Raw genomic sequence first — 20,840 nt, 5'->3', positions numbered from 1 at the left:
ATGGGGCCCGCGTACCAGCGCACCACCGTGCGTGCCGATCTGTCCGACCTTCCCGCCGACGTCGCCGCGACGCTGCGCGACCACGCCGAGTCGAAGCAGCTCACCGTCACCGATGATCTGCCGGCGTGGATCACCCGGAGCATCAACCCGCCGTCGACGACGTTCCTCGGCAAGGTCTTCGGACGACGCAGCAACCCGGTCGACCCCGACTCCGAGCACCAGACGCTGATCGTGCTGCACCCGACCCACCTGATCGTCGTCGTGTCCGGGGCCAAGCGCGGGGTCGCGGCGTTGTCGTGTCCGCTGGGCGTCGCGTCGATGTCGTCGACCCCGTATGTTCCCGAGTCGGACGGATTCTCGGTGACCGGGTTCGCCGGTGACGAGGGTCGCCCGGGCAGCTTCTACCTCGGGACCGGCGAGCCGGCCGGGCCGGAGTGCCGCGAAGCCGTTCGCACGGCGATCGTCGCCGCGAAGAATCCGTGAGCTCCGCAGACCGCACTCCCGCCCTCCCTCGACCTGCCCTCGGCATCACGCTGGCCCTCATCTCCTCGGCCTGCTTCGGCATCTCCGGCGTACTCGCCCGGGCCATGATCGAGGCGGGGTGGTCGGCCGGCGCGACGGTCACGGTGCGCATCGCGCTCGGCGGACTGGTGCTGGCCGTGCCCGGCCTGCTCGCCTTCCGTGATCGCCGACGGCCCGTCCCGGACCGGCCCGGCCGCCGGTCCTGGCCCGTGCTCGTCAGCTATGGCCTGCTCGCCGTGGCAGGCTGTCAGCTGGCCTACTTCTACGCGGTGACCTACCTGCAGGTCGGGGTCGCGCTGCTCATCGAGTACACCGCGCCGGTCGCGGTGCTGGTGTGGATGTGGCTCCGCCACGGTCAGCGGCCGGGACGGGTCACGGTCCTCGGCGCGGCCCTCGCGATCGCCGGACTGGCACTCGTGCTCGACCTGACGGGCGACGTACCGATCAGTGCGGTCGGGGTGCTGTGGGCGCTGGCCGCGATGGTCGGGGCCGCCGCCTACTTCGTGATCTCGGCCGACGATCGCACGGGCTGGCCGCCGTTGAGCCTCGCCGCCGGCGGCCTGCTCATCGGTGCGCTGGCCCTCGTCGGCGCCGGACTGACCGGACTCCTGCCGATGACGATGACCACCGTTCCGGTCCGGGTCGGTGCACTCGAGGTGGCCTGGTGGGTGCCGCTGGTCCTGCTCGGTGTGGTCTCGGCCGCCATGGCCTACGGCTTCGGCATCGCGGGCGGGCGGCTCCTCGGCGCGCGCGTGATGTCTTTCGTCGCGCTGTCCGAGGTCCTGTTCGCGGTGGTCTTCGCCTGGCTGGTTCTCGACGAGCTGCCGGCACCGATCCAGCTCGCCGGCGGCCTGCTCATCGTGCTCGGCGTCGTGTGCGTCCGTCTCGGCGAAGCCGCCCCGGCAGCGTCACACGATTGAAAATCACCGTGCGCGTTTGTGAATAATGTTGCGCACGTTGCACATCTGTCCCCAGGTTCGGCGTGTTGGGACTGAATGTGTCGCACGTCGCAACGCGCCGGGGTACTGTCGTGCCCCATGTGGGGGGAGGAACCACGCGCGACGGGGATGTTCTCGAGGTTTGACTACATCGACGCCGCGCTCACGACCGGGGATCGGTTCACCGATCTCGTGCTCGGGGTCGACGACCCCGACACCCGGCTCCCGGACGTCCCCGGCTGGACGCTGACCGACTGCCTGGGTCATGTCGCGTCGGCACCGTCGCGCTTTCTCGGACTCGCCCGCGGCGAGGGGGAATGGTGTTGTTCGGCGGTCGACGTCCCCGACTTCAACGCCAAGCAGATCGCCAACCTGCCCACCCGGGACGTGCGACTGCTGTGCCGTCGGCTGGCCGACGACCTGCGCGAACTCGTCGACGAGGTGTCGCACTTCCACGCCCAGGTCCCCAAGATGCACTTCGACGGCGACCGCCTCATCCGCGCGGACGCCGCACTGGGTCTGCTGATCGGTGAGTTCGTCGTGCACGCCCACGACATCGCCCGGGCCGTCGGCGCCCGCTGGTGGGTCGAGCCCGAGGTGGTGTCGATGATCATCCGCGCCCGCCAGCACATCCTGCCGAGCTGGGTCGATCCGGTGAACGCCGCCGGCCATTCCGGCACCTACGACATCCGGTTGCGCGGGTGCGGCGAACGCCATGTCTACGAGTTCACCGACGGCGAGCTCGTGATCGATCCGCCGGAACCCCGCCGCCCCGACGTACACATCAGCGTCGACCCGGCCACCGCCCTGCTGGCCGGCTACGGCCGGGTGTCGCCGGGATGGATCGGCCTCACCGTCAAGGCGATCGCCTGGGGCGCCCGCCCGTGGCTCGCACCGCGGCTGGCCCAGCGGTTCCTACCTGCCTGATCCGCCCCACTGAAGTGCGAGGAGCGCACGCGACCACCGCTCAGCTCCTCAGGGAGCGGAGTTTGTCGTAGTCCACGACGGCCGCCAGGCCGCAGACACTGAGGTGCGAGGACCGCAAGCGGCCACCGCTCTGCTCCCTAAGCCGAAAGAACCGCATAACCCCTGCTCCCTGAGGTGCGAGGAGCGCAAGCGACGAGCCTCGAAGGGCAGGCGACTCATGTCACCAGCCCCTCGAGGCTCGCTTCGCTCACACCTCGGGGAACACAGAAAGCTCGCTTCGCTCACACCTCGGGGAACACAGAAAGCTCGCTTCGCTCACACCTGGGTGAATATCGTTCTTCAGTTGTCGCGGTTGACGTCTCGGTCAGCGACCGGTCGGCGAACCGGCGGGGCGGCTCACCCGACGTCCCTGCCCGCGGCTGCCCGCGCGCTGCTGATCGCCGGCCCGCGAGTGTCCCGCGCCTCGACCCTGACCGCCTGTGCGACCCTCGGCCGAGCGCGAACCGCCGGACCGTGAGTCACTCCGGGCCGGACGTCCGCGGCCCTCGCCGCGGGTGCCGCGCGAGTCACCGCCGGCGGAGTTCCGGCCACCGCCGGTGCCGGCGCTCCGATTCTCGCCTCGAGCACTGCTGTTACCGCCCTGGCCTCGGCCACGACCGCCGCGGCGGCTCCCCTGCGAACGACCACCCTGGGACCGCCCGTTCTGAGCACCGCCACCACGAGCAGCCTCTGCTGCGGCGCGTGCCGCCGCGAACACGCGGGGCGCGCGCTCACCGACGAGCTCGTCGACAGCAGCCGACGTGGCGTCGACGGAGACTGGGGTCACCTTGATCTTGGCCTTGCGCAGCAGCTGCGCAACCTCACGACGCTGCTCGGGCAGGACGACGGTAACGACGTCGCCGGCCGACCCGGCGCGAGCCGTGCGGCCCGATCGGTGCAGGTAGGCCTTGTGCTCGGCCGGCGGGTCGACGTGTACGACGAGCTCGATGCCGTCGACGTGCACGCCGCGAGCGGCGACATCGGTGGCGACGAGGACGCGGACGTCTCCCTCACCGAAGGCGGCGAGGTTGCGGTCGCGCTGCGCCTGGCTGAGATTGCCGTGCAGGTCGACGGCGGGGATCCCGGCCTCGGTCAGCTTCTTGGCGAGCTTCTTGGCCTGATGCTTGGTGCGCATGAACAGGATGCGGCGCCCGGTGCCGGAGGCGAGTTCGGCGACGAGATCCTGCTTGTTCGCCGAGGAGACCTCGAAGACGTGGTGGGTCATCGCGGCGACCGGCGACTCCGCCGAGTCCACCGAATGCAGCACCGGGTTGTCGAGGAACCGCTTGGCGAGCTTGTCGACGCCGTTGTCCAACGTCGCCGAGAACAGCATCCGCTGTCCGTCGGCGGGGGTCGCGGCCAGGATCTTGGTCACGACGGGCAGGAAGCCGAGGTCGGCCATGTGGTCGGCCTCGTCGATCACGGTGATCTCGACCTCGTCGAGGCGGACGATGCCCTGACGCATCAGGTCCTCGAGACGACCGGGGCAGGCGACGACGATGTCGACACCGCGCCGGAATGCCTGCTCCTGGCGGGTCTGCTTGACGCCACCGAACACGGTGGTGACGGTGAGTCCCACGGAGGCGGCGAGCGGCTCGACGACCGCGGCGATCTGGGTCGCGAGTTCGCGGGTCGGCGCCAGGATCAGCCCCGTGGGTGCCCCCACGTAGCGCTTGACCTGCATCTCGGCCAGGCCGGCGACGAGCGGAATGGAGAAGGCGAGGGTCTTGCCCGAGCCGGTCTTGCCGCGGCCCAGGACGTCCTTGCCGTCGAGGGTGTCGGGGAGGGTGTCCTTCTGGATCGGGAATGCGTCGGTCTTGCCCTGAGAGGCAAGAACCTTGACGAGTTCGATTGGGACACCGAGGGATTCGAACGACACACCAGGCGTCGACGCAGCAGCATCGGTGGTGGTGGCCGGGTTTTCGAGTACAGCAGTCATGTGGTGTGCAGGTTTCTTCCTGTGCTTGGCACGCGAACAGCACGACTGAGGTGCAAGGGCGGTGCCGGTGGCGAACACGCGGGTGCGCGAGCTCGTTCGCCGTATGAAGTCAATGGCAGGTGGCCGACCGGTGTCGGAATGTCCGGACCTGCGAGAGAGGCGTTCTACGACGCTGGACGCGGCCTGTACGGGCGCATCACTTCTGGCAACAGTACGCGTCGGTGATCGATACCGCGAATCGCTGTGATGCACGTCGCGTTTCGCCAGAACCTGTGCCACCGTCTCAGAACGCCTCGCTGAGCATCACCGCGACGGTGCCCGGCTCGAGCGCGTCGAAGACGTGCTCGACATCGCCGGGATACGAAATGTAGTCACCGGCCAACAGCACCTCGGTGGCATCAGTGGGACCGAGACGCGCACGGCCGCAACTGATCACGACATGCTCGATGATCCCGCGCGCATGCGGCGCCGAGATTCTCGGCTTGCCGGGTTCGGCTCTGATGACATACATGTCGCGCCGCGACCCCGGCGCCGCGGTGGACAACAGGGTTGCCGAGTAGTCCGCGTCCGCGGCGGGGATCACCGGCCCCTCGCCGAACCGGATGACCTCGACGGTCGGTGTGGGTGAGTCCAGCAACGCCGAAAACTGCACACCAAGCGCCGTGGAGAGCGCCCACAGCGTCTCGACACTGGGGTTCCCCTCCCCCGATTCGAGCTGGGACAACGTCGACTTCCCGATCCCGGCACGACGCGCGAGCTCGGTCAGCGACAGACCCGCTCGTGTGCGTTCCCTCTTCAACGACGCCGCGACCAGCTCCTTGGGGTTCACCCGCGTCTCGTTCATCAAACCGTCCGATCGTCCATCTTGACGAACACGCTTCTCCTGTTCACTATGATAGTCATGCGTTCGGCTTGGAGAACACTCGACACGGCGACCCTGCGCGCCGTCGTGGTGATGTCCCTGTCCGTCCTGGTCATCGGGACGTCGTACGGGGTGGCCGCGCACGGCGCGGGTCTCGCCCTCTGGCAGATCGTTTTGATCGCCACGGTCGTCCTCGCCGGATCGTCGGAGTTCGTCTTCGTCGGCATCCTGGCCGCCGGCGGGGCGCCGATCCTCGCCGCACTGGCGGGCCTGCTGGTCAACACCCGCAATTTCGGGTACGGCCTAGCCGTCGGCAAGCACCTGCGCGGCACCCCGGAGCTCGTCGTCGGCGCCCACCTCATCAACGACGAGACGGCCGCGTTGGCGACCGCGGAATCCGACCCGCGTCGGGCACGGGCCGCTTTCCTGTTGTGCGGACTCGGCGTTCTGGTCTCGTGGCCCGTCGGCGCAGCACTGGGTGCCACGCTCGGCGGTGTGGTCGCCGATCCCGCGAGCCTCGGGCTCGACGCCGCCTTCCCCGCTCTGCTCGCCGCGCTGGCCATCCCGGCCCTGCGCGACGGCGCCACCTGGGCGGCCGTGACCGTCGGCGCGGCGGTGGCCGTGGCCTCGACGCCGTTCCTACCGGCCGGGTTGCCCATCATGGGAGCGCTTGTGGGCTTCGCCGCCGTGGAGTCACTCCGCCGGCTTCGGCGGACCCCACCGAGCGCACCGGCCCTACCCGGCACGAGGACGGACACCGTGAACGAGACCGCATCGTCGCGAGAGGCGCTCCAGCACAACGGCGTTCCGGGATGTCGATGAGCACCGGCATCTCCCTCGCCATCGGCATCACTGTCCTCGCGGTCGGCACCTATGCGATGCGCGCCGCCGGACCCGTTCTGCGAAACCGCATCTCGGTCTCGGACGGGGTCGAGAGGCTGATGGATCGAGCGACCGTGGTCCTGCTCGTCGCCGTCGCGCTGACCGGCGCGTTCTTCATCGACCACGACTTCGCCGGCTGGGCGCGTCCAATCGGCGTCACGGTCGGGGTGATCGCGGCGCTGTTGAGGGCGCCCCTCGCGGTCGTGGTCATCCTCGCCGCGGCCACCGCCGCCGGCCTGCGGGCCCTCGGCCTCGCGTGAGTGACGGCGAGAAAGTCACCGCACGACAGCCGGATTCGCGCAACTGTCCGGCACCGCCACGAGCGAACACGTCACCGGCATCCGCGTCGGGCGGTACCCCGGGCGAACGCCGTTGTCGCGAGTGATCTCACGGTAGGCGGCGACTGCATCGGTCGGGTGACGGGTCAGAGTCGGGTCACGCTCCGCATCGACGGTGTACAGGCCGAAGCGCGAATCGAAGTCGCCCCATTCGTAGTTGTCGGTGAGACTCCAGTAGTTGTAGGACGCCACGTCGATGCCGTCCTGTCGGGCGCGCTGCAACCAGTAGACGGTGTCGCGAAGGTGATCGGCCCGGCGGTAACCGTCGGGCCGCCGGCCTTGCGGGTCGGTGGCCAGTCCGTTCTCGATCACCCGGATCTGCTTGCCCGGGAACTGGTGCGCGACATGACGTAGCACGTAGTAGATGCTCTCCGGTGCCTGCGAGCTCTTCCAGAACTCACCCGTCGCGCCGTTGGCCACCGAGGCATCGGTGACCGAGAAGGAGTAATAGTGGTCGATGCCGACGAAGTCCAGTGTGTCGCGCATGCGCTGCGGGAAGACCGATTCCAGCCATGTCTGCAGGCCGGCGATCGGGTAGTACGCCATGTTCGACGACACCTGGGCGCCCGGCTGCACGCGGTGGATGTATCGGTGGATCGACCGGTGCGCGGCGACGATCCCGTCGGCCATGAGCCCCACGTTCTGCGGTGCCACTCCCCCGTACATCAGTTCGCGCCGAACGTATTCGGTGGGTTCGTTGAAGGTGATCCACAGCGGGTCGGCCCAGGAGTACCGGTCGACCACCCGCTCGGCGAAACGCACGAGGTCGGCGGACATCTGCGGACGGTTCCAACCGCCGAGGTCGACCGCCCAGCCCGGGTGCACCCAGTGGTTGAGGGTGATCATGGGTCGCATCCCGGCGTCGACGACCGCGCGGATCACCCGGTCGTAGAACGCCCACCCCGCCGGATCATCCCGGCCGCGTGACGGTTGCACTCGCGACCACTCGACCGAAGTCCGATAGATGCCGACGCCCAGACTCTTCGCGCGGGCAATGTCCTCGGCGTAGCGATGGTAGAAGTCGACGGCGTTGCCGACACGGTGGGCGACCCGGCCCTGGTTTCCGTAACGGACCCAGTTGGAGTCACGGTTGTACCCCTCGGACTGGAAACCGGACTGGGCGACGCCGAATTCGAAGGCGGGGCCGAGCGGCGGAACGGACGCCGAGGCGGTTCCGACACCGCCGAGACCGCAGATCGCGAGCAGCATCGCGGCGCACGACATGGCCACGACGCCGGCGCGCACGCGCCGACGGCCACCACCGAGACGTCGCCTGCTCACGTTCAGAACGGACTCCCGGTGATGGGTGCGGCGCGATCGCACGGAACCGGTCGTGGATTCGCCGGATCCAGCGCGTTGAGCACGAAGAACGCCGCGCGACGCGAACCGGCGATCCCGGCATGCTCGGTGTAGTCGACCGAACACCCGTCCTGCACAACGATGTTGCGTACGTTCGATCCGCCCGGCGGCAATCCCAGCGTGTACGGCACCACGAGCTCGTCGTAGCGGGTGGCGATGTTGGTGTACCGGATCGACGGCAGGTAGTAGCCCCCGGCGGCGATCTTGCGCAGTACCGCCGCTCCGGGATCGAGCTGGGCACAGGCCTGACAGAACGGCACCTGCTCGGGCTGCAATCCGAGAGACCGGGCGATCGGCATGATGACGTCGTTCCCACCGACCCCAGAGCCCCGCCACGCCGGAGCCAGCGACACATAGTTGCCGATCGCGTCCCGTCCGCCCAGGTACTTGGCGTAGTACGCGGGCACCACCGTCCCCTGGGAGTGGCCCACGATGTCGACCTTGGACGCGCCGGTCGTCCGGCGGACCTTGTCCACGAATGCGCCGAACTGGGCAGCGCTGGCGGACATCTCACCCATGCCGCCGATCGCGCTGATCGGCCATGGGGTTCCCTTCACCGCGCCGTAGGTCGGCGCGAATACGCAGTAGCCCTCGTTCTTCAGCAGCGGGACGTAGGTGCCCCAGTTGGTCTGCTGCGATCCACCCGTCCCGTGCACGAGGATGACCGGGTTGGGATGACGTGCAGACGGTTTGCAGGTCCAGTCGTTCGACCCCGGAAGCGAGCCTCCGGGTTTCGCGAGCTCGTTCGGTATCCCGGCCAAAAAGTTGTAGGTGACGGGCAGCGGGTCGGCGCGCGCCGGTGCCACGGTCACCACCAGCACCCCGATCACGGCGACGACCAGGCCCCACACGATCTTCGGCGATCTCATGGACGGAAACTAACAAACCGTCTCAGGGCACGATGTGGGTTTCACAGGACCCACTGTGAAATGGCGGATCCCAGCGCGACAGACCTCGGCTTCCGGGAGCGGAACGTCGTCAGTTTGACGCGGGTTCCTCGTCGTGACGGTGCCGGATGTCGCGGATGGTGGCCACCACCGAGGCGAAAACGAGCACGAATCCCAGCACGAGAAGCGTGACCGCGACGTAGTGCATGATCTGCTCGTAGTGCCCGACGTCGAATTGCTCGGCCGCGATGCGCAGGCCGACCACCACGAGCCAGGCCAGCAACGCCATGGTGAGTGCCCGACGCTGGAAGACCGCGCTCCGCCGCCGGTGTTCATACTCCGCGAGTTCGTCGATGGCGTCGAGGACGATTCCGCTCATGCGCGCATGTGCCGCCGAGTCGTGCGGCAGCTTCGCGAGGATGTCGACCTTCTGCGACAGCTTCTGGTGCCGGTCATTGGCGTCGAGCCGCGCGATGACCGCGCCGATCATCGCGACGAGCAGCGTTCCGGCGAACGTCAGCATCGCGGCGGTCATGCGCGAAATCTACACCGGCCACAGGGCAGCGGTGCGGAAGTCCTCGCGCCCAGGCGTCGCTGCTCGACGCAGTTCAGCGGGCGGCCCGAGCCCCATGGCCACCCGCACGCACCAATATCCGTTCGGCGCGTCGGTATTCCAGGGAATGGCACTGACCGCCGGGGGCGGCGGTGTCGCTCGCCTGGCGCAGCAGGATGGCCGCCAGCGACGACGCAGTCCTGGGTGGGATGACCAAGAGCATCACCGTCTTACCCCCGCACGTGAGGGTCATCAGCGGCGGCATCTCCGGCGAGTCCGGTGAGTCGAGACCGGGAAGACGGCGAAAGCTGCTCCAGTTCACGTCGATTCCGGTGACCTCGCCGATTTGCGGTCGAGCGGCCGCCAGCATCCCCGGCAGTTCCTCGGCGAGACGCAAGGTGTACGGATACCAGGCCCCGTTGATCGCGGCGGCGGGATCGAGGCCGAACCGGACGCGGGGCGGGCCGAGCAGCGGCTTCATCCGTCGAGCCGGTTGTTCGGGGAGACCCGTGGGCTGACTCCCACGGGACGAGTAGCGACCTTCACCGTTGCCACCTGACTCGACCACCCGTGGGCGGTCATCTGACACCGGTGACGCCGACAGTGGTCTGTCGGATGTTCGATCCAGTTGGTCGCAGTGTACGCCCGGTTCTCATCGCGCCGCCGCATCCGCGTGACTCCCAGGTACACGGGTCACCGCGGATCGCTGACCCCGCGCACGATCTGCGTCGCCGCCGGCACGTGCCCGACCGAGAGGCCGCGCGCTAGGACTGCCCTGCCACTGTCACCGTCACGGTTCGGCGCCGCGGGCCGGAATCGGGTGGGGTGCCCGCTCCACCCCGATAGGAATACTCGAAAGCGATCGATGTCGAGCCGGGCGCCACTGCGACGAACCGCATGGTCAGCTCGATTGCACTCCCGGGCGGGGCCGGCTCCTGTTCGCCGCCCGACCCGTCGGCGAGCAACGGTGTGAGCACCTCGGGATCAGGATCATCGGCCACCCTCCACTGATCGCCGACGCTGTAGTTCACGGTGCCGAACTCGACGGCCAACGTGTCGCCGACGTCCAGATGAACCTCCCCGACTGTCGAGGGCACCGACAGGCCACGGGTCGACGACCCGACGGGCGTGCCACTGCCGGTTGTGGTGCCGGCGCAGCCCACCAGAGCGCCGGCGATCACGATCGCAAGAGCGGGCGCCGTTGACCAGGGACCACCTGCTACACGGCACCAACTCACCGCAACCTCCTTGCCCGCACCGAACGCCCCCTACCGAGGGCGGCATCTGCAATGCTGCCCGCGACCGGAAGCCGTTGCAATTCACGACATCTCGATCGTTGCGACCACCAGCATGTCCACCCCCACGGTGGGCCCGCCGTTTCCTGGTGGTGATCGCGGGCCATCCCGCCACCTTCACCGGGCGGTGGACGACCCCATCGCCCGCCGGACGCGGAGAAGCATCCCGTCTCTATTTTGATGTAGTTGGACTACATTCAAAGTGCTATCGTCGCATCTCAGCGAGTCGACCTGCCACACCGAGCAGCATTTCGGAAAGTGTGCCCGTCGAGCAGATCACCCCATGGAAACAATCAGTGAGGACCCCGTCATGCACACAACACGATCCGCCAACCGTCTGATCGCACTCGTGTCAGCACTGCTGTTCGCGCTCGGCCTGAGCATCGGCACGTCGCCGCACGCTCAGGCACGGCCGACGCCTCCAGGCGGATCGACCGTGACCCTGATCATGATCAACAAGACGGGCTGGGACCTGTCGCTGAGCGGATGGCCGTCCACCGACACCTGGGGAGGAAGTTCGTCGATCACACAGTGGATCGACCCTCCCGCCCCGGTCCTTCCGCGTGGCGGCGTCGAGGTCGTGCGTGCCTGGTCAGCGAACCCGGCGCACATGTCGGCGTCGGTGACGTACTCCAACAGCTACCGGTGGGCGCACTGGCGCTACCGGTCCGAACTCAGCTGGGCGCTCGGTTTCACCACCCTCGGCAACACCGGCGCCTCCGACGGTGAGATCAACTTCGCGCGCATCGACCGCTTCGGCGCGCACTCCCAGGCGACGTACGTGCTGGGATGATCATGACATCGACTCGACTCCAGACACTTTCGGTGATCGCATGAATCCGATCGGCTTTGTTCTCGGTTTGGCACCTTGGTTCTTGTTCTCGCTGCTCAGCCACCGGCACGGCGACGACTCGGTCGCCATCGCCGCACTCTGTGCGGCGGCACTCGCCGCGGTCATGGCATGGACCAGCCGTGGGCGGGGTGGAATCAAATTCCTCGACGTGGCAGGTGTGGTGACCTTCGGCGCCATCGCCGTCGCCGGCTTCATCGGTGGCGACTCACTCGGAGACTGGCTGACAAACTTCGCCCGCGGCGGCTCCACCCTGCTTCTCGCCGTACTCATGTTGATCTCCGCGGCCACCGTCCCCTTCACCGAGCAATACGCCAAGGACTCGGTACCCGAAGAGCGATGGTCGAGCCCGTTGTTCCGGGCGACCAACCGGAAGGTCAGTGCTGTCTGGGGACTGGCCGTCCTGTTCATGGGCGTCGGCCATGTGGTGGCCGGACTTGTCGAGCCGGCGTCCGCACCGTCGGACGGTTCCCGCCCTGTCGACCTACTGCTGAACTGGATGGTGCCCATCGCGCTGCTCGTTCTGGCCGGCAAATACACCAAGCATGCGGTCGGAGCGGCGCGTCAGGAACGCGATCGCGAACCGGGAGAGGTCACGAGCCCCGGCAACTGACGACGAGGCTGGGGGTTGCGGACCCGACTCTGAGCCGGGGACTCAGGGGGGACGCGCGGCGCCTGCTCGATCGCCTCGCACAGGTTCCCGTTGGACAACGAGAAGCGGCCCCACCCGGGACGCGGGTGAGGCCGTCTGAACTGCTGTTTTCGGTGGAGCTATGGGGAATCGAACCCAGCTGGCACCGGGCTGAGCAGCGCCTGACCTGCGTCGGAGAGCCGCATCGGAACCCACCGGAAGCTGATGAGATTCTATGGGGATTCACGCCGCGTAGTTGCCTGAGGCAACACGTTCTTGATTGCAGACTGCCGTTGATGTGGGCCAGCACGCGCCGCGGATGCGGCGGCTCGATACGCTCGCACAGACGACAGCGGATTGCCGGATACGCCCGATATGATCCGCGAATGTCACAGCCGCCACCCCCTTGGCCATCCACTCCTGGTTGGCATCGCGATCCCGAAGACCCCACGATGATCCGGTGGTGGGACGGGTACCAATGGACAGCCAATCGCCAGCCGACTCCACCACCGTCGGGGCCCTTCCCGCCGTATCCCCAGCGCAAGAAATCGGGCGCAGCCAAGCCGCTCCTGATCATCGGTGGATCGCTCTTCGCGTTCCTTCTCGTCGTGGGTTCCTGCACTGCCGTCATCGGGTCATCCGGCGGCGACTCGAGCTCGAGTAGCGCACGCAGCAGCTCGACTGTGACCGCGGATGAGTCCGGGTCTGTGACCGTCTTCGCGCCCGATCCATCCGCTGCTGCTGCCGCATCTCGATCGGCGGTGGCCGCACGCGAACAGCGCGACAGGGAATTCCGGCGGCTCACGAACAAGGCGTCGTACCGCAATGTCACCTCTCGTGACTGGCAGCTCGTCGCGAAGAACCCGGACGCGCACAAGGGCGAGTTGTATGTGATCTACGGACGAGTCGTCCAGGCCGATGCGGCGACGGGCACGTTCCAAATCAGGGTGAACACCGACGGACAGCAAGTCGATCTCTACGATTTCGACATCAACACGATCGTGACGACCGGCCTGGCGTCCTTCAAGGAGGTGGTCGAGGACGATCTCGTGACGTTGTGGGTGGGTGTCACCGGGTCGGAGACCTACGACACGACCATGGGTGGTTCTGTCACAGCGCCGAAGGTGGAGGCCAACATCGTCGAGGTCTACGGCAACGCCGGGTAGCACCCCCTTGGGACGACGAAAGCCGACGGCCAGACGATTACCCGAAAAGTGGTCTACACCTGTGGCGACAAGAAAAACGGCCCCACCCGGGACGCGGGTGAGGCCGTCTGAACTGCTGTTATTGGTGGAGCTATGGGGAATCGAACCCCAGACCTACTCGATGCGAACGAGTCGCGCTACCAACTGCGCCATAGCCCCGGGAGGTCTTGCGACCAACCGCGAGCCACTTTATCAGCCCGGGGTCGTCGACTCCCAAACGGCTGGTACACCACTAGGCTGGACGAGTGCCTCGGATGTCTGATCAGCAGTTGGCCGGAATTCTCGACAATGTCGTGGGGGTGATCAACCCCGTCCTCGATGCCCTCGCCGAGCGGGACCCGCTCGGGCTGAAGGGCCACACCTTCCACGATGACGACCATTCCGACTCGCGCCTGCAGCAGGCTCAGCACGCGGCGTCGAAGCTGCTCGACGTTGCGGAGTGGCCCGGCACGAAGGGCTGGTCCGAGCGGTCGATGCACAAGCGGGCGAGCTGGTGGGTGACCCGCATCGGCACCCTGAACACCGGCGCCGTGGCGTTTCCTGGCGTCTTCGGGGTGTGGGCGAAACGGTTGCCGATCACCCCGTACCTCGGTTTCGCCAACCAGGCCATGGTGCTGGTGGCGATCGCCCGCGAGTACGAGGTCACCGATCGCAAGCGGCAGGTGCAGCTGCTCGCGTCGGTGCTGTGCAAGCGCGATCTCACGAACCCGGATGTCACCGCCGAGTCGGGCGAGTCCCTGCCGTCGGAACCGAAGGAACGCGAGAAGTCGCTGTTCGCCGCAATCTGGGATGCGGCGAAGCTGCTGCGCGCCGTCGACGACGAATTCGAGAAGCGTCCGCAGCCGATGGCGCTGTTCCGCATGCTGGCCTACATCCCCGTCATCGGCGCCCCGGCGACCTACCTCGGCGAACGGTTCGCGCTGTCGAAGGCCGCGAAAGCCGGTCAGGCGTGGCTGGATTCGCATGGCAGGCCGGCACTGACCAAGTAACCCACAAGCAGTTCAGCAGTAGGTGTCGCCGAGCGAGACCTACTGCTGAACTGCGATGCCGGGTCAGCCGACGCGGCGGTACTGCAGGTCCTCGCGGTCCATGCGACGCCGCTGGAACGGCGGGATGTGATCGAACACGGGATCCTCGTCGTCGATCTCGAGAACCGTTGCGCCGCCGGGTCGCCGAAGTCGCGGAGGCGGCGGTGCGGCGGCGAACTCCGGAACCGCTGCGGCGCGTCGACGACGCTCCTCCTCGGCGCGCGCCGACCGCTTGGCACGCGCGAGACGTTGCGCCCGGATCTGCTGCTCGGTCTTCACCGCACGACGCAGGTACGCGAGGTAACCGACCAGGAGCAGACCGAGCACGCCGGTGGCGACCCAGCCGGGCATCCCGACGACGAACCCGGCCACGATCGCCAGCAGTACGAGTACGAACAGCCCCAGAGTGACGCGCTGACGCTCCCGGTACTTGAGTTCGCGTTCCTTGTCCGAGGAGTAGATGCTGCGTCCGGACCGTCGACTGCTCGACGAGCGCGCCGCGGGGCGGCTGTCCTCGACCTCGTCGACCTCGGCGTCGTCCGTCTCGGCGGTCTCGTCCTCGTCGACCGCGGACGGCGCGTCGGTGTGCCGCGACCCACGGGCGTAGTCGTCGTACTCGTCTTCGTCGAGTTCGTCTGCGACGTCCTCGTATTCGGCGTCGTCGTATTCGGCGTCGTCGTAGTCGGCGTCGTCGTAGTCGGCGTCGTCGTAGTCGGCGTCGTCGTGGTCGGTGTCGTCGTCGAGTTCGTCTTCGGCGTCTTCGTACTCGCTGTCGACGTCCTCGAAGTCGTCGTCGTGTTCGGCGGCCTCGGACGTGGCGTCCGCCTCGTCCTCGGTGGTGTCAACGTGTTCGACGCCGGCCTCGGCCTCGATGTCGTCGCCGGTCTCCGCGGTCTCGTCGCCGTCCACCAGCCCGTCCTCGGTCTCGTCGAGTACGGTCTCGGCCACCTGGGTGTCGTCGTCCGCGGATTCGGCCACCGGCTTCTCGACCTTGGCGTTGCCGGAACGGCGCATCCGGGTCGAGGGCTTGGTCTCATCGACTTCGGCATCGTCCGCGGCCTCCACGTCGGCGTCCTTCTCGAGCGTCGTGGTTGTGCTGCGGCGCGAGGACTTCCAGGACGGGTCGTGCGGGTGACGGGCCGACGACCGGCGGCGGTTGCCCGAAGCGGTCGTGGCGCGCGACCCACCACGGTGCAGCAGACGCGTCTTGCGCGCCGCGTCGGTCGACTTCAGGATCTGCGGACGTCCCTTGATGACCATCGGGACCAGCACGAAGAGCCAGACCGCGACGAGACAGACCCACAGTACGGAGTTGGGCATGCGACTCTCCCTTCATTCACTCTGGTCACACGAAGCCACTCCACAATCTAGGGCGACGAGACGTCGGCCCCGGGTAGACGCGCCGTGTCACAAGCGAATCGGCACGGGTTTCACACGCGCCTCTCAGCAACACCGTTTGCCGAGAGGGTCACTGCGCCCGGAATCGCGCGTCCACCGCCACGGCGATCTCGATGTCGTCGGTCCGCAGTTCCAGCGACGGCGAGGACGGTGGACCGGCGGCGACCGCCATCGGCATGGCCCGTCGCGGTGACGCCGGCACGCGCACGGCCATGTCCGGATCGGACAACAGCACAGGTGTCACCGGTCCCCGACCCACCGCATCGGAATAGGCCTGCGCCTTGAGAATCGCGTCGTCGACCGCGGCGCGACGCAACTCTCGTTCGTGTTCGCGCCGGGCCTCCTCGCGCAGATCCCAGTCGACGTCCCCGATCTCGATGGCGTCGACCGACGCCCACTGGTCGATGAACTCCGACAGCCGCTCGAAGTCGACGAACTCGGCTTCAATGCGAATACGGGTGTTGTACACCAGTTCTCGCCGCTCCCCGGTCTCCGAGTACGGGCGATAGGAGTACACCCGCACCGAGTCGGCCGACCATCGGGTCACCACCCCGGCCGACTCCTGGTCCGTCAGCGCGTGACTCAGCTCGGCGTGGACCTCGACCGCGCGCGTGTACACCGCCGGCTTGTCCGCACCCTCCACCCGCACCACGAGGTGGATGATTCCGCGCTCGGGCCGGTACCGCCCGCGAGCGTTGCCGCGGACCACGATCTCCAGTTCGTCGATGTGCTCGGTCATTCCGAGAGCCTATGTGTCGACGAGCCGATCCGGACTATCGTCGAAATCGGACATTCGGGGCGAAGGTCGTGGAGGGAACAGCCTGGTGCGGAGGACGTGGTGCGGATGAGGAGACTCGTGGGGTTGTTCGCCGCAGCGATGTCGGCGTGCATGGTCGCGGGATGCGGATGGATCGCCGATGTCGTCTCGACGCGCGTGGACGCGGCCGACTACTTCACCGCACCCACCGTTCGACTGCTCGACGCCGCCCGGCGAGACGACCAGCCGCAGATCGAATCCCTGATCGCCGTCGGCGCCGACCTCGACGAACTCGGCGGCGACCCGGACATCGACCCCCGCCGCGTGGACATCACACCCCTGCAGTGGGCGGTGGAATTCGGGCCGCCGACGGCTGTGGGTGCCCTGCTCCGCGCGGGCGCCGATCCACACCTGCCGGGCGCCGGCCGATACAACGCCGTCGCCTACAGCGTGCTGCTCGACCGTTTCGACGCCTTCCGCACCATCATCGGGTTCGACGAGGGGCTGGTCGAGGCGTCCGACCGGATCGGCGGCAACGTCGTCCACACCGCGGTCCGCCATCGTCGCGGGGACGCCTTGCGTCTGTTGATCGACCGCGGCGCCGACCTCGACTCGGTGCAACCACTCGCCGGCCGGACGCCGCTGTTCACCGCGGCTGATGTGCTCAACATCGATCACTGCCTCGTCTTGCTGCGTGCGGGCGCCGATGGCGCGCACCGGGATCAGCGCGGTTCGACGTTCCTGCCCTCGCTGTACACCGCCGACGACTCGATCCGGACGAGTTCCTATCTGCGTACTCGAGGGGCCATCGAATCGGAGATGCGCGCGCGGGACTTCCCCGTCGAAACCGGACGCTGACCGGCGGCTAACGGTAGCCGTACTTGTCGAGCAGCGCCGAGATCACGAGCCCCGCCCCATCGGGCGCGCTCGGGGTGTCCGGCGAGGTGTCGGCCGAATACGCCACGTCGAACGTGTGGCGGTCCAGGCGCACGATGTATCGCGCCAGTCCCACTGACTCATAGAAGATCTCGGCCTGCGTGCCGCCGATCTCGGTCAGGTCGTCGAGGTCGTCGGGCTGGGTCGGCCCCGAAACCCAGTAGTACATACTCGGATCCCGAAACGCACTGATCTCCCAAGTGCATGTCGGTCGGGACGCCGCGCCCCGACTCACTGGAACGTCGCCCTGCCCGCCCGGACCAGTGCCTCGGCCGCGCTGCCGACCACCTCTTCGGCCGTGAGCGCGAACAGCATGTGGTCACGCCAGCGCTTGTTGACGTCCATGTAGCGCAGCAGCAGACCCTCTTGCCGGAATCCGATGTTGGTCAACACCTTCTGCGACGCCTCGTTGAGCGGCTGCACCGTCGCGTCGAGCCGGTGCAGGCCGACGGCACCGAAGCAGTGGTCGACCCCGAGCGCCACGGCGGCGGTCGCGATGCCGTTGCCTGCGACGGCCGAATCCACCCAGTAGCCGATCCACGCGGTCCGGACGGCTCCACGCTGGATGTTTCCCACAGTCAGCTGTCCGACGTAGCGGCCGTCGAGTTCGATGACGAACGGGAGCAACGCCCCTCGCTTCGCCTCGGACTTCAACACCGCGAACAGGGGCGGCCACGACCCCGGCTGATGGCGTTCGGCCCAGCTCCCCACGCCGGTCGGTTCCCAGGGCAACAGGGCGTTCTGGTTGCGGATCCGCAACTCACTCCAGGTCTTGGCGTCGCGCATCTTCACCGGCCGCAGGGTGACCGTGCCGGTCCGGGTGCGCAGCGGCCCGAGAGTTGCCGGCCAGCCCGGGCTTCCCTGATTGCCGCTCAACCACCTGAACACGAGGAGAAGTTTATGCGCTGTCACAGTGCCGACGGCGTGAGACCTGGATCTCGCGTCGGACGGACACGACGTCCGACGTCACCCGCGTTGCGCGAGGAAGGCCACCTCGACCTCGTCGCCCGTGCCCATCTCCTCGACATCGGGGTCGACCATGATCAGGCAGTTCGCCTCGGCCAGTTCGGCGAGCAGGTGCGAGGACCCGGTCGGCGACGCCCCGAGTACCTGCACCAGGTAGTCACCGGAACGTTCGTCGCGCATCAACTGCCCGCGCAGGTAGCCCTTGCGGCCGCGGACCGACGCGATCGGTCCGATGGTGCGGGCCTTGATGATCCGCCGCATCGGCTGCCGCTTCCCGAGCGCGATCCGGATGAGCGGACGGACCATCACCTCGAAGGTCACCAGCGCGCTCACCGGGTTGGCGGGCAGCAGGAACGTCGGCACCTCGTCGCGACCGAGGCGCCCGAAACCCTGGACCGAGCCGGGATGCATCGCCACACGCACGATCTCGAGGTCGCCGAGATCGGCGAGCGCGTCGGCGACGGCGGTCGACGCACTGCCCCCGACGGCACCGCAGATCACCACGATCTCGGAGCGGATCAGCTGCGCCTCCACGACTTCGCGCATCCGCGACGCCTCGCGCTCGGCGATGCCGACGCGGTTCACATCGGCTCCGGCGTCGCGGGCGGCGGCGGCCAGCGCGTAGCTGTTGACGTCGTAGATCTGACCGGGCCCGGGTGTGCGGTCGATGTCCACGAGCTCGCTGCCCACCGAGATGACCGACAACCGCGGCCGGGGGTGGACCATCACCCGCGCCTGGCCGACCGCCGCGAGGAGACCGACCTGGGCCGGACCGATGATCGAACCCGCGCGGACAGCCACGTCGCCCGGCTGTACGTCGTCGCCGACCCGCCGGACGTAGTTGCCGCTCTCCACACCGTGCCCGATCTTGACCTTCTGATCGCCCCCATCGGTCCAGCGCAGCGGGACCACTGCGTCGGCGAGCGTCGGCATCGGGGCCCCGGTCTCGACGCGCACCGCCTGACGTGGTTGCAGTCGTGTCGGTGTGCGAGCACCCGGGCCGACCTCCCCGACCACGGGCAGCGACACGATCATCGGCTCGCCGGGTTCGAGATCGACCAGCTCCGCGCCGTTGGCGTCGAATTCCTCGAGGTCCTCGGGCGCGAGTACCCCGGCGAGCCCCACGTCGACCGCCCGTACCGCGTAGCCGTCGATCGCCGCCTGATCGAATCCGGGCATCGGGTGCTCGGTGACGACCTCTTCGGCACACATCAGGCCCTGCGCCTCGGAGATCGCGACGCGCACCGGTCGCGGCGCCACCGCCGCCGCGGTCACCAGCGTCAGATGATCTTCGACAGACCGCATCTCACCGCTCTTCTCGTCTCAACCGGTCGGCACCGGAACGTGCAGACGACAGCCCGCGGCGCGTCGTGCACTCGATACAACACGTCGGAGACGTTATCGAGCACTCCCGCCTCGGCGTGCGAGGCGCGCGGATGCAACCGTCGATCGCGGCGCCGACTCAGCTGTCGGCGAGTCGCTTCTCCAGCCACTCGCGCAGATCGGGGCCGTAATCGTCACGGTCGAGGGCGAAGTCGACGGCGGCCTTCAGGTAACCGCCGGGGTTGCCGAGATCGTGCCGGGTGCCGTGGTGCACGACGACGTGAACCGGCTCGCCCTCCTCGATGAGCAGCGCGATCGCGTCGGTGAGTTGAAGCTCACCGCCGGCCCCGGGCTCGATGCGCCGCAGCGCGTCGAAGATCTTGCGGTCCAGGATGTAGCGGCCCGCGGCGGCGAGATTCGACGGCGCGTCCTGCGGTTCGGGCTTCTCGACCATGCCCTTGAGCCGCATCACGTTGGGGTTGTTGGCATCGGGCAGCGGCTCGACGTCGAAGACGCCGTACGCGCTGATCCGTTCTTCGGGGACCTCGATGGCACACAGGACCGACCCACCTCGGCGCTGCCGCGTGCGGGCCATGACCTCCAGGACACCGCCGGGCAGGACCAGATCGTCGGGCAGCAGGACCGCGACGGCGTCCTCGTCGTCGTCGAGGTAGCTCTCCACGCACCCGACCGCATGACCCAGGCCGAGCGGCTTCTCCTGGACGACCGAGGCGACCTCGAGCAGGTTGGGCGCCTTGCGCACCTTCGCCAGCATCGACTCCTTGCCGCGCGTGGCGAGTGTGTTCTCCAGGACGAGATCCTCGACGAAGTGGGCGACCACGCCGTCCTTGCCGGGCGAGGTGACGATGAGCAGACGATCGGCGCCGGCCGCCTTGGCCTCCTCGGCGACCAGCTCGATGCCCGGGGTGTCGACCACGGGGAGCAATTCCTTGGGAACCGTCTTGGTGGCCGGCAGGAACCTCGTGCCCAACCCGGCTGCCGGGACGACCGCCGTACGCGGGATCGGCGGAGTGTTGGGTACACCGTCGTACTCACTGAAACCAGCTTTATCCGTCGCACTCATGAATCCACCCTAGGACAGGAGTGAGTGGTCGGCCGGACAGACGGCGGTCACGGGGACCTCACCACACGCATTCCGACGGTCGGATACAGTGCGGGCGTCCCGGCTGTCACCGCCGGGACGC

23 protein-coding genes, 1 tRNA gene and 1 pseudogene are annotated in these 20,840 nt (G+C 68.0%); 11 read left to right on the top strand and 14 right to left on the bottom strand.

The window, feature by feature from the left end; translation table 11 throughout:
- The 3 genes from BCM27_RS07705 (at position 1) to BCM27_RS07695 (ending at position 2,387) form a co-directional block, all read left to right on the top strand.
- Positions 1 to 483, top strand: coding sequence for a hypothetical protein (locus BCM27_RS07705; protein WP_004020006.1), 483 nt, complete (start codon positions 1 to 3; stop codon positions 481 to 483).
- A complete protein-coding gene (locus BCM27_RS07700) occupies positions 480 to 1,442 on the top strand; it encodes an EamA family transporter (RefSeq protein WP_004020007.1) in 963 nt (320 codons plus the stop codon). Before BCM27_RS07705 ends, BCM27_RS07700 begins: the two co-directional genes overlap by 4 nt.
- A 147-nt stretch (positions 1,443 to 1,589) precedes the next feature.
- Entirely contained in the window at positions 1,590 to 2,387 is a 798-nt protein-coding gene (locus BCM27_RS07695; RefSeq protein WP_172622048.1) for a maleylpyruvate isomerase family mycothiol-dependent enzyme, read from the top strand.
- 364 nt (positions 2,388 to 2,751) lie between these two features.
- Here BCM27_RS07695 and BCM27_RS07690 read toward each other — a convergent pair whose 3' ends face one another.
- Positions 2,752 to 4,365 (bottom strand): DEAD/DEAH box helicase, encoded by a 1,614-nt coding sequence (locus BCM27_RS07690; RefSeq protein WP_004020009.1) that lies wholly within the window; start codon positions 4,363 to 4,365, stop codon positions 2,752 to 2,754.
- Positions 4,366 to 4,648: 283 nt separating this feature from the next.
- Entirely contained in the window at positions 4,649 to 5,209 is a 561-nt protein-coding gene (locus BCM27_RS07685; protein ID WP_004020010.1) for an XRE family transcriptional regulator, read from the bottom strand.
- 57 nt (positions 5,210 to 5,266) lie between these two features.
- On the opposite strand from BCM27_RS07685, the gene BCM27_RS07680 reads away from it, so the two are divergent.
- Together BCM27_RS07680 and BCM27_RS07675 are read left to right on the top strand one after the other, a co-directional pair.
- Positions 5,267 to 6,049 carry an AzlC family ABC transporter permease gene (locus BCM27_RS07680; RefSeq protein WP_004020011.1) on the top strand — a complete coding sequence of 261 codons (783 nt, stop codon included), beginning with the start codon at positions 5,267 to 5,269 and terminating at the stop codon, positions 6,047 to 6,049.
- Entirely contained in the window at positions 6,046 to 6,369 is a 324-nt protein-coding gene (locus tag BCM27_RS07675; protein WP_004020012.1) for an AzlD domain-containing protein, read from the top strand. Before BCM27_RS07680 ends, BCM27_RS07675 begins: the two co-directional genes overlap by 4 nt.
- A 15-nt stretch (positions 6,370 to 6,384) precedes the next feature.
- Here the strand turns inward: BCM27_RS07675 and BCM27_RS07670 are convergent, their stop codons facing one another.
- The 5 genes from BCM27_RS07670 to BCM27_RS07650 form a co-directional block, all read right to left on the bottom strand.
- Complete coding sequence (locus BCM27_RS07670; protein WP_033203823.1) at positions 6,385 to 7,671, bottom strand: family 1 glycosylhydrolase; 1,287 nt, start codon at positions 7,669 to 7,671, stop codon at positions 6,385 to 6,387.
- A gap of 59 nt (positions 7,672 to 7,730) precedes the next feature.
- The gene (locus BCM27_RS07665) at positions 7,731 to 8,675 is read right to left on the bottom strand and encodes an esterase/lipase family protein (protein ID WP_033203671.1); all 945 of its coding nucleotides are present in this window, start codon (positions 8,673 to 8,675) and stop codon (positions 7,731 to 7,733) included.
- Positions 8,676 to 8,784: 109 nt separating this feature from the next.
- Positions 8,785 to 9,228, bottom strand: a complete 444-nt coding sequence (locus BCM27_RS07660) for a hypothetical protein (RefSeq protein ID WP_004020015.1) — start codon at positions 9,226 to 9,228, stop codon at positions 8,785 to 8,787.
- A 73-nt stretch (positions 9,229 to 9,301) separates the two neighbouring features.
- Complete coding sequence (locus BCM27_RS07655; RefSeq protein WP_004020016.1) at positions 9,302 to 9,727, bottom strand: DUF5994 family protein; 426 nt, start codon at positions 9,725 to 9,727, stop codon at positions 9,302 to 9,304.
- Positions 9,728 to 10,010: 283 nt separating this feature from the next.
- On the bottom strand, positions 10,011 to 10,427 hold the full coding sequence (locus BCM27_RS07650; RefSeq protein WP_033203672.1) for a protease inhibitor I42 family protein: 417 nt from the start codon (positions 10,425 to 10,427) through the stop codon (positions 10,011 to 10,013).
- Positions 10,428 to 10,851: 424 nt separating this feature from the next.
- On the opposite strand from BCM27_RS07650, the gene BCM27_RS26065 reads away from it, so the two are divergent.
- From BCM27_RS26065 to BCM27_RS26055, 4 genes and pseudogenes are all read left to right on the top strand, one after another.
- On the top strand, positions 10,852 to 11,334 hold the full coding sequence (locus BCM27_RS26065; protein WP_239450676.1) for a hypothetical protein: 483 nt from the start codon (positions 10,852 to 10,854) through the stop codon (positions 11,332 to 11,334).
- 40 nt (positions 11,335 to 11,374) lie between these two features.
- On the top strand, positions 11,375 to 12,004 hold the full coding sequence (locus tag BCM27_RS07640) for a hypothetical protein (RefSeq protein ID WP_004020019.1): 630 nt from the start codon (positions 11,375 to 11,377) through the stop codon (positions 12,002 to 12,004).
- Between the two features lie 314 nt (positions 12,005 to 12,318).
- Positions 12,319 to 12,525, top strand: a pseudogene (locus tag BCM27_RS26250) (DUF2510 domain-containing protein); the annotation flags it as partial.
- 204 nt (positions 12,526 to 12,729) lie between these two features.
- Entirely contained in the window at positions 12,730 to 13,188 is a 459-nt protein-coding gene (locus tag BCM27_RS26055) for a hypothetical protein (RefSeq protein ID WP_004020022.1), read from the top strand.
- A gap of 122 nt (positions 13,189 to 13,310) precedes the next feature.
- Here the strand turns inward: BCM27_RS26055 and BCM27_RS07630 are convergent.
- A tRNA-Ala gene (locus BCM27_RS07630) sits at positions 13,311 to 13,386 on the bottom strand.
- 86 nt (positions 13,387 to 13,472) lie between these two features.
- On the opposite strand from BCM27_RS07630, the gene BCM27_RS07625 reads away from it, so the two are divergent.
- Positions 13,473 to 14,216: a hypothetical protein gene (locus tag BCM27_RS07625; RefSeq protein WP_033203674.1), complete on the top strand. Its 744-nt coding sequence runs from the start codon at positions 13,473 to 13,475 to the stop codon at positions 14,214 to 14,216.
- 63 nt (positions 14,217 to 14,279) lie between these two features.
- Here BCM27_RS07625 and sepX read toward each other — a convergent pair whose 3' ends face one another.
- Both sepX and BCM27_RS07615 read right to left on the bottom strand, forming a co-directional pair.
- Positions 14,280 to 15,575 (bottom strand): divisome protein SepX/GlpR, encoded by a 1,296-nt coding sequence (gene sepX / locus BCM27_RS25935; protein WP_004020024.1) that lies wholly within the window; start codon positions 15,573 to 15,575, stop codon positions 14,280 to 14,282.
- A gap of 148 nt (positions 15,576 to 15,723) precedes the next feature.
- Positions 15,724 to 16,392 carry an SIMPL domain-containing protein gene (locus tag BCM27_RS07615; protein WP_004020025.1) on the bottom strand — a complete coding sequence of 223 codons (669 nt, stop codon included), beginning with the start codon at positions 16,390 to 16,392 and terminating at the stop codon, positions 15,724 to 15,726.
- 105 nt (positions 16,393 to 16,497) lie between these two features.
- Between BCM27_RS07615 and BCM27_RS07610 the strand changes: the two genes are divergently transcribed.
- Positions 16,498 to 17,268 carry an ankyrin repeat domain-containing protein gene (locus tag BCM27_RS07610; protein ID WP_141638819.1) on the top strand — a complete coding sequence of 257 codons (771 nt, stop codon included), beginning with the start codon at positions 16,498 to 16,500 and terminating at the stop codon, positions 17,266 to 17,268.
- 7 nt (positions 17,269 to 17,275) lie between these two features.
- Here the strand turns inward: BCM27_RS07610 and BCM27_RS07605 are convergent, their stop codons facing one another.
- From BCM27_RS07605 to BCM27_RS07590, 4 genes are all read right to left on the bottom strand, one after another.
- Positions 17,276 to 17,515, bottom strand: coding sequence for a hypothetical protein (locus BCM27_RS07605; protein ID WP_004020027.1), 240 nt, complete (start codon positions 17,513 to 17,515; stop codon positions 17,276 to 17,278).
- 62 nt (positions 17,516 to 17,577) lie between these two features.
- The gene (locus BCM27_RS07600; RefSeq protein ID WP_033203675.1) at positions 17,578 to 18,234 is read right to left on the bottom strand and encodes a GNAT family N-acetyltransferase; all 657 of its coding nucleotides are present in this window, start codon (positions 18,232 to 18,234) and stop codon (positions 17,578 to 17,580) included.
- A 78-nt stretch (positions 18,235 to 18,312) separates the two neighbouring features.
- On the bottom strand, positions 18,313 to 19,617 hold the full coding sequence (gene glp / locus BCM27_RS07595) for a molybdotransferase-like divisome protein Glp (protein WP_004020029.1): 1,305 nt from the start codon (positions 19,615 to 19,617) through the stop codon (positions 18,313 to 18,315).
- Between the two features lie 157 nt (positions 19,618 to 19,774).
- The gene (locus BCM27_RS07590; protein WP_004020030.1) at positions 19,775 to 20,719 is read right to left on the bottom strand and encodes a UTP--glucose-1-phosphate uridylyltransferase; all 945 of its coding nucleotides are present in this window, start codon (positions 20,717 to 20,719) and stop codon (positions 19,775 to 19,777) included.
- Positions 20,720 to 20,840 lie beyond the last annotated feature (121 nt).

The organism is Gordonia terrae (genome assembly GCF_001698225.1).
In the GTDB taxonomy this organism is placed as follows: Bacteria; Actinomycetota; Actinomycetes; order Mycobacteriales; family Mycobacteriaceae; genus Gordonia; species Gordonia terrae.
The sequence above is the reverse complement of the archived record's forward strand: the minus strand, read 5'-3'. Positions and strand labels throughout refer to the sequence as shown.

Coding starts and splice junctions, on each gene's coding strand:
- BCM27_RS07705 (WP_004020006.1), top strand. CDS start 1: ATGGGGCCCGCGTACCAGCGCACCACCGTGCGTGCCGATCTGTCCGAC.
- BCM27_RS07695 (WP_172622048.1), top strand. CDS start 1,590: ATGTTCTCGAGGTTTGACTACATCGACGCCGCGCTCACGACCGGGGAT.
- BCM27_RS07690 (WP_004020009.1), bottom strand. CDS start 4,365: ATGACTGCTGTACTCGAAAACCCGGCCACCACCACCGATGCTGCTGCG.
- BCM27_RS07685 (WP_004020010.1), bottom strand. CDS start 5,209: ATGAACGAGACGCGGGTGAACCCCAAGGAGCTGGTCGCGGCGTCGTTG.
- BCM27_RS07680 (WP_004020011.1), top strand. CDS start 5,267: ATGCGTTCGGCTTGGAGAACACTCGACACGGCGACCCTGCGCGCCGTC.
- BCM27_RS07675 (WP_004020012.1), top strand. CDS start 6,046: ATGAGCACCGGCATCTCCCTCGCCATCGGCATCACTGTCCTCGCGGTC.
- BCM27_RS07670 (WP_033203823.1), bottom strand. CDS start 7,671: ATGTCGTGCGCCGCGATGCTGCTCGCGATCTGCGGTCTCGGCGGTGTC.
- BCM27_RS07665 (WP_033203671.1), bottom strand. CDS start 8,675: ATGAGATCGCCGAAGATCGTGTGGGGCCTGGTCGTCGCCGTGATCGGG.
- BCM27_RS07660 (WP_004020015.1), bottom strand. CDS start 9,228: ATGACCGCCGCGATGCTGACGTTCGCCGGAACGCTGCTCGTCGCGATG.
- BCM27_RS07655 (WP_004020016.1), bottom strand. CDS start 9,727: ATGAAGCCGCTGCTCGGCCCGCCCCGCGTCCGGTTCGGCCTCGATCCC.
- BCM27_RS26065 (WP_239450676.1), top strand. CDS start 10,852: ATGCACACAACACGATCCGCCAACCGTCTGATCGCACTCGTGTCAGCA.
- BCM27_RS07640 (WP_004020019.1), top strand. CDS start 11,375: ATGAATCCGATCGGCTTTGTTCTCGGTTTGGCACCTTGGTTCTTGTTC.
- sepX (WP_004020024.1), bottom strand. CDS start 15,575: ATGCCCAACTCCGTACTGTGGGTCTGTCTCGTCGCGGTCTGGCTCTTC.
- BCM27_RS07615 (WP_004020025.1), bottom strand. CDS start 16,392: ATGACCGAGCACATCGACGAACTGGAGATCGTGGTCCGCGGCAACGCT.
- BCM27_RS07610 (WP_141638819.1), top strand. CDS start 16,498: ATGAGGAGACTCGTGGGGTTGTTCGCCGCAGCGATGTCGGCGTGCATG.
- BCM27_RS07605 (WP_004020027.1), bottom strand. CDS start 17,515: ATGTACTACTGGGTTTCGGGGCCGACCCAGCCCGACGACCTCGACGAC.
- glp (WP_004020029.1), bottom strand. CDS start 19,617: ATGCGGTCTGTCGAAGATCATCTGACGCTGGTGACCGCGGCGGCGGTG.
- BCM27_RS07590 (WP_004020030.1), bottom strand. CDS start 20,719: ATGAGTGCGACGGATAAAGCTGGTTTCAGTGAGTACGACGGTGTACCC.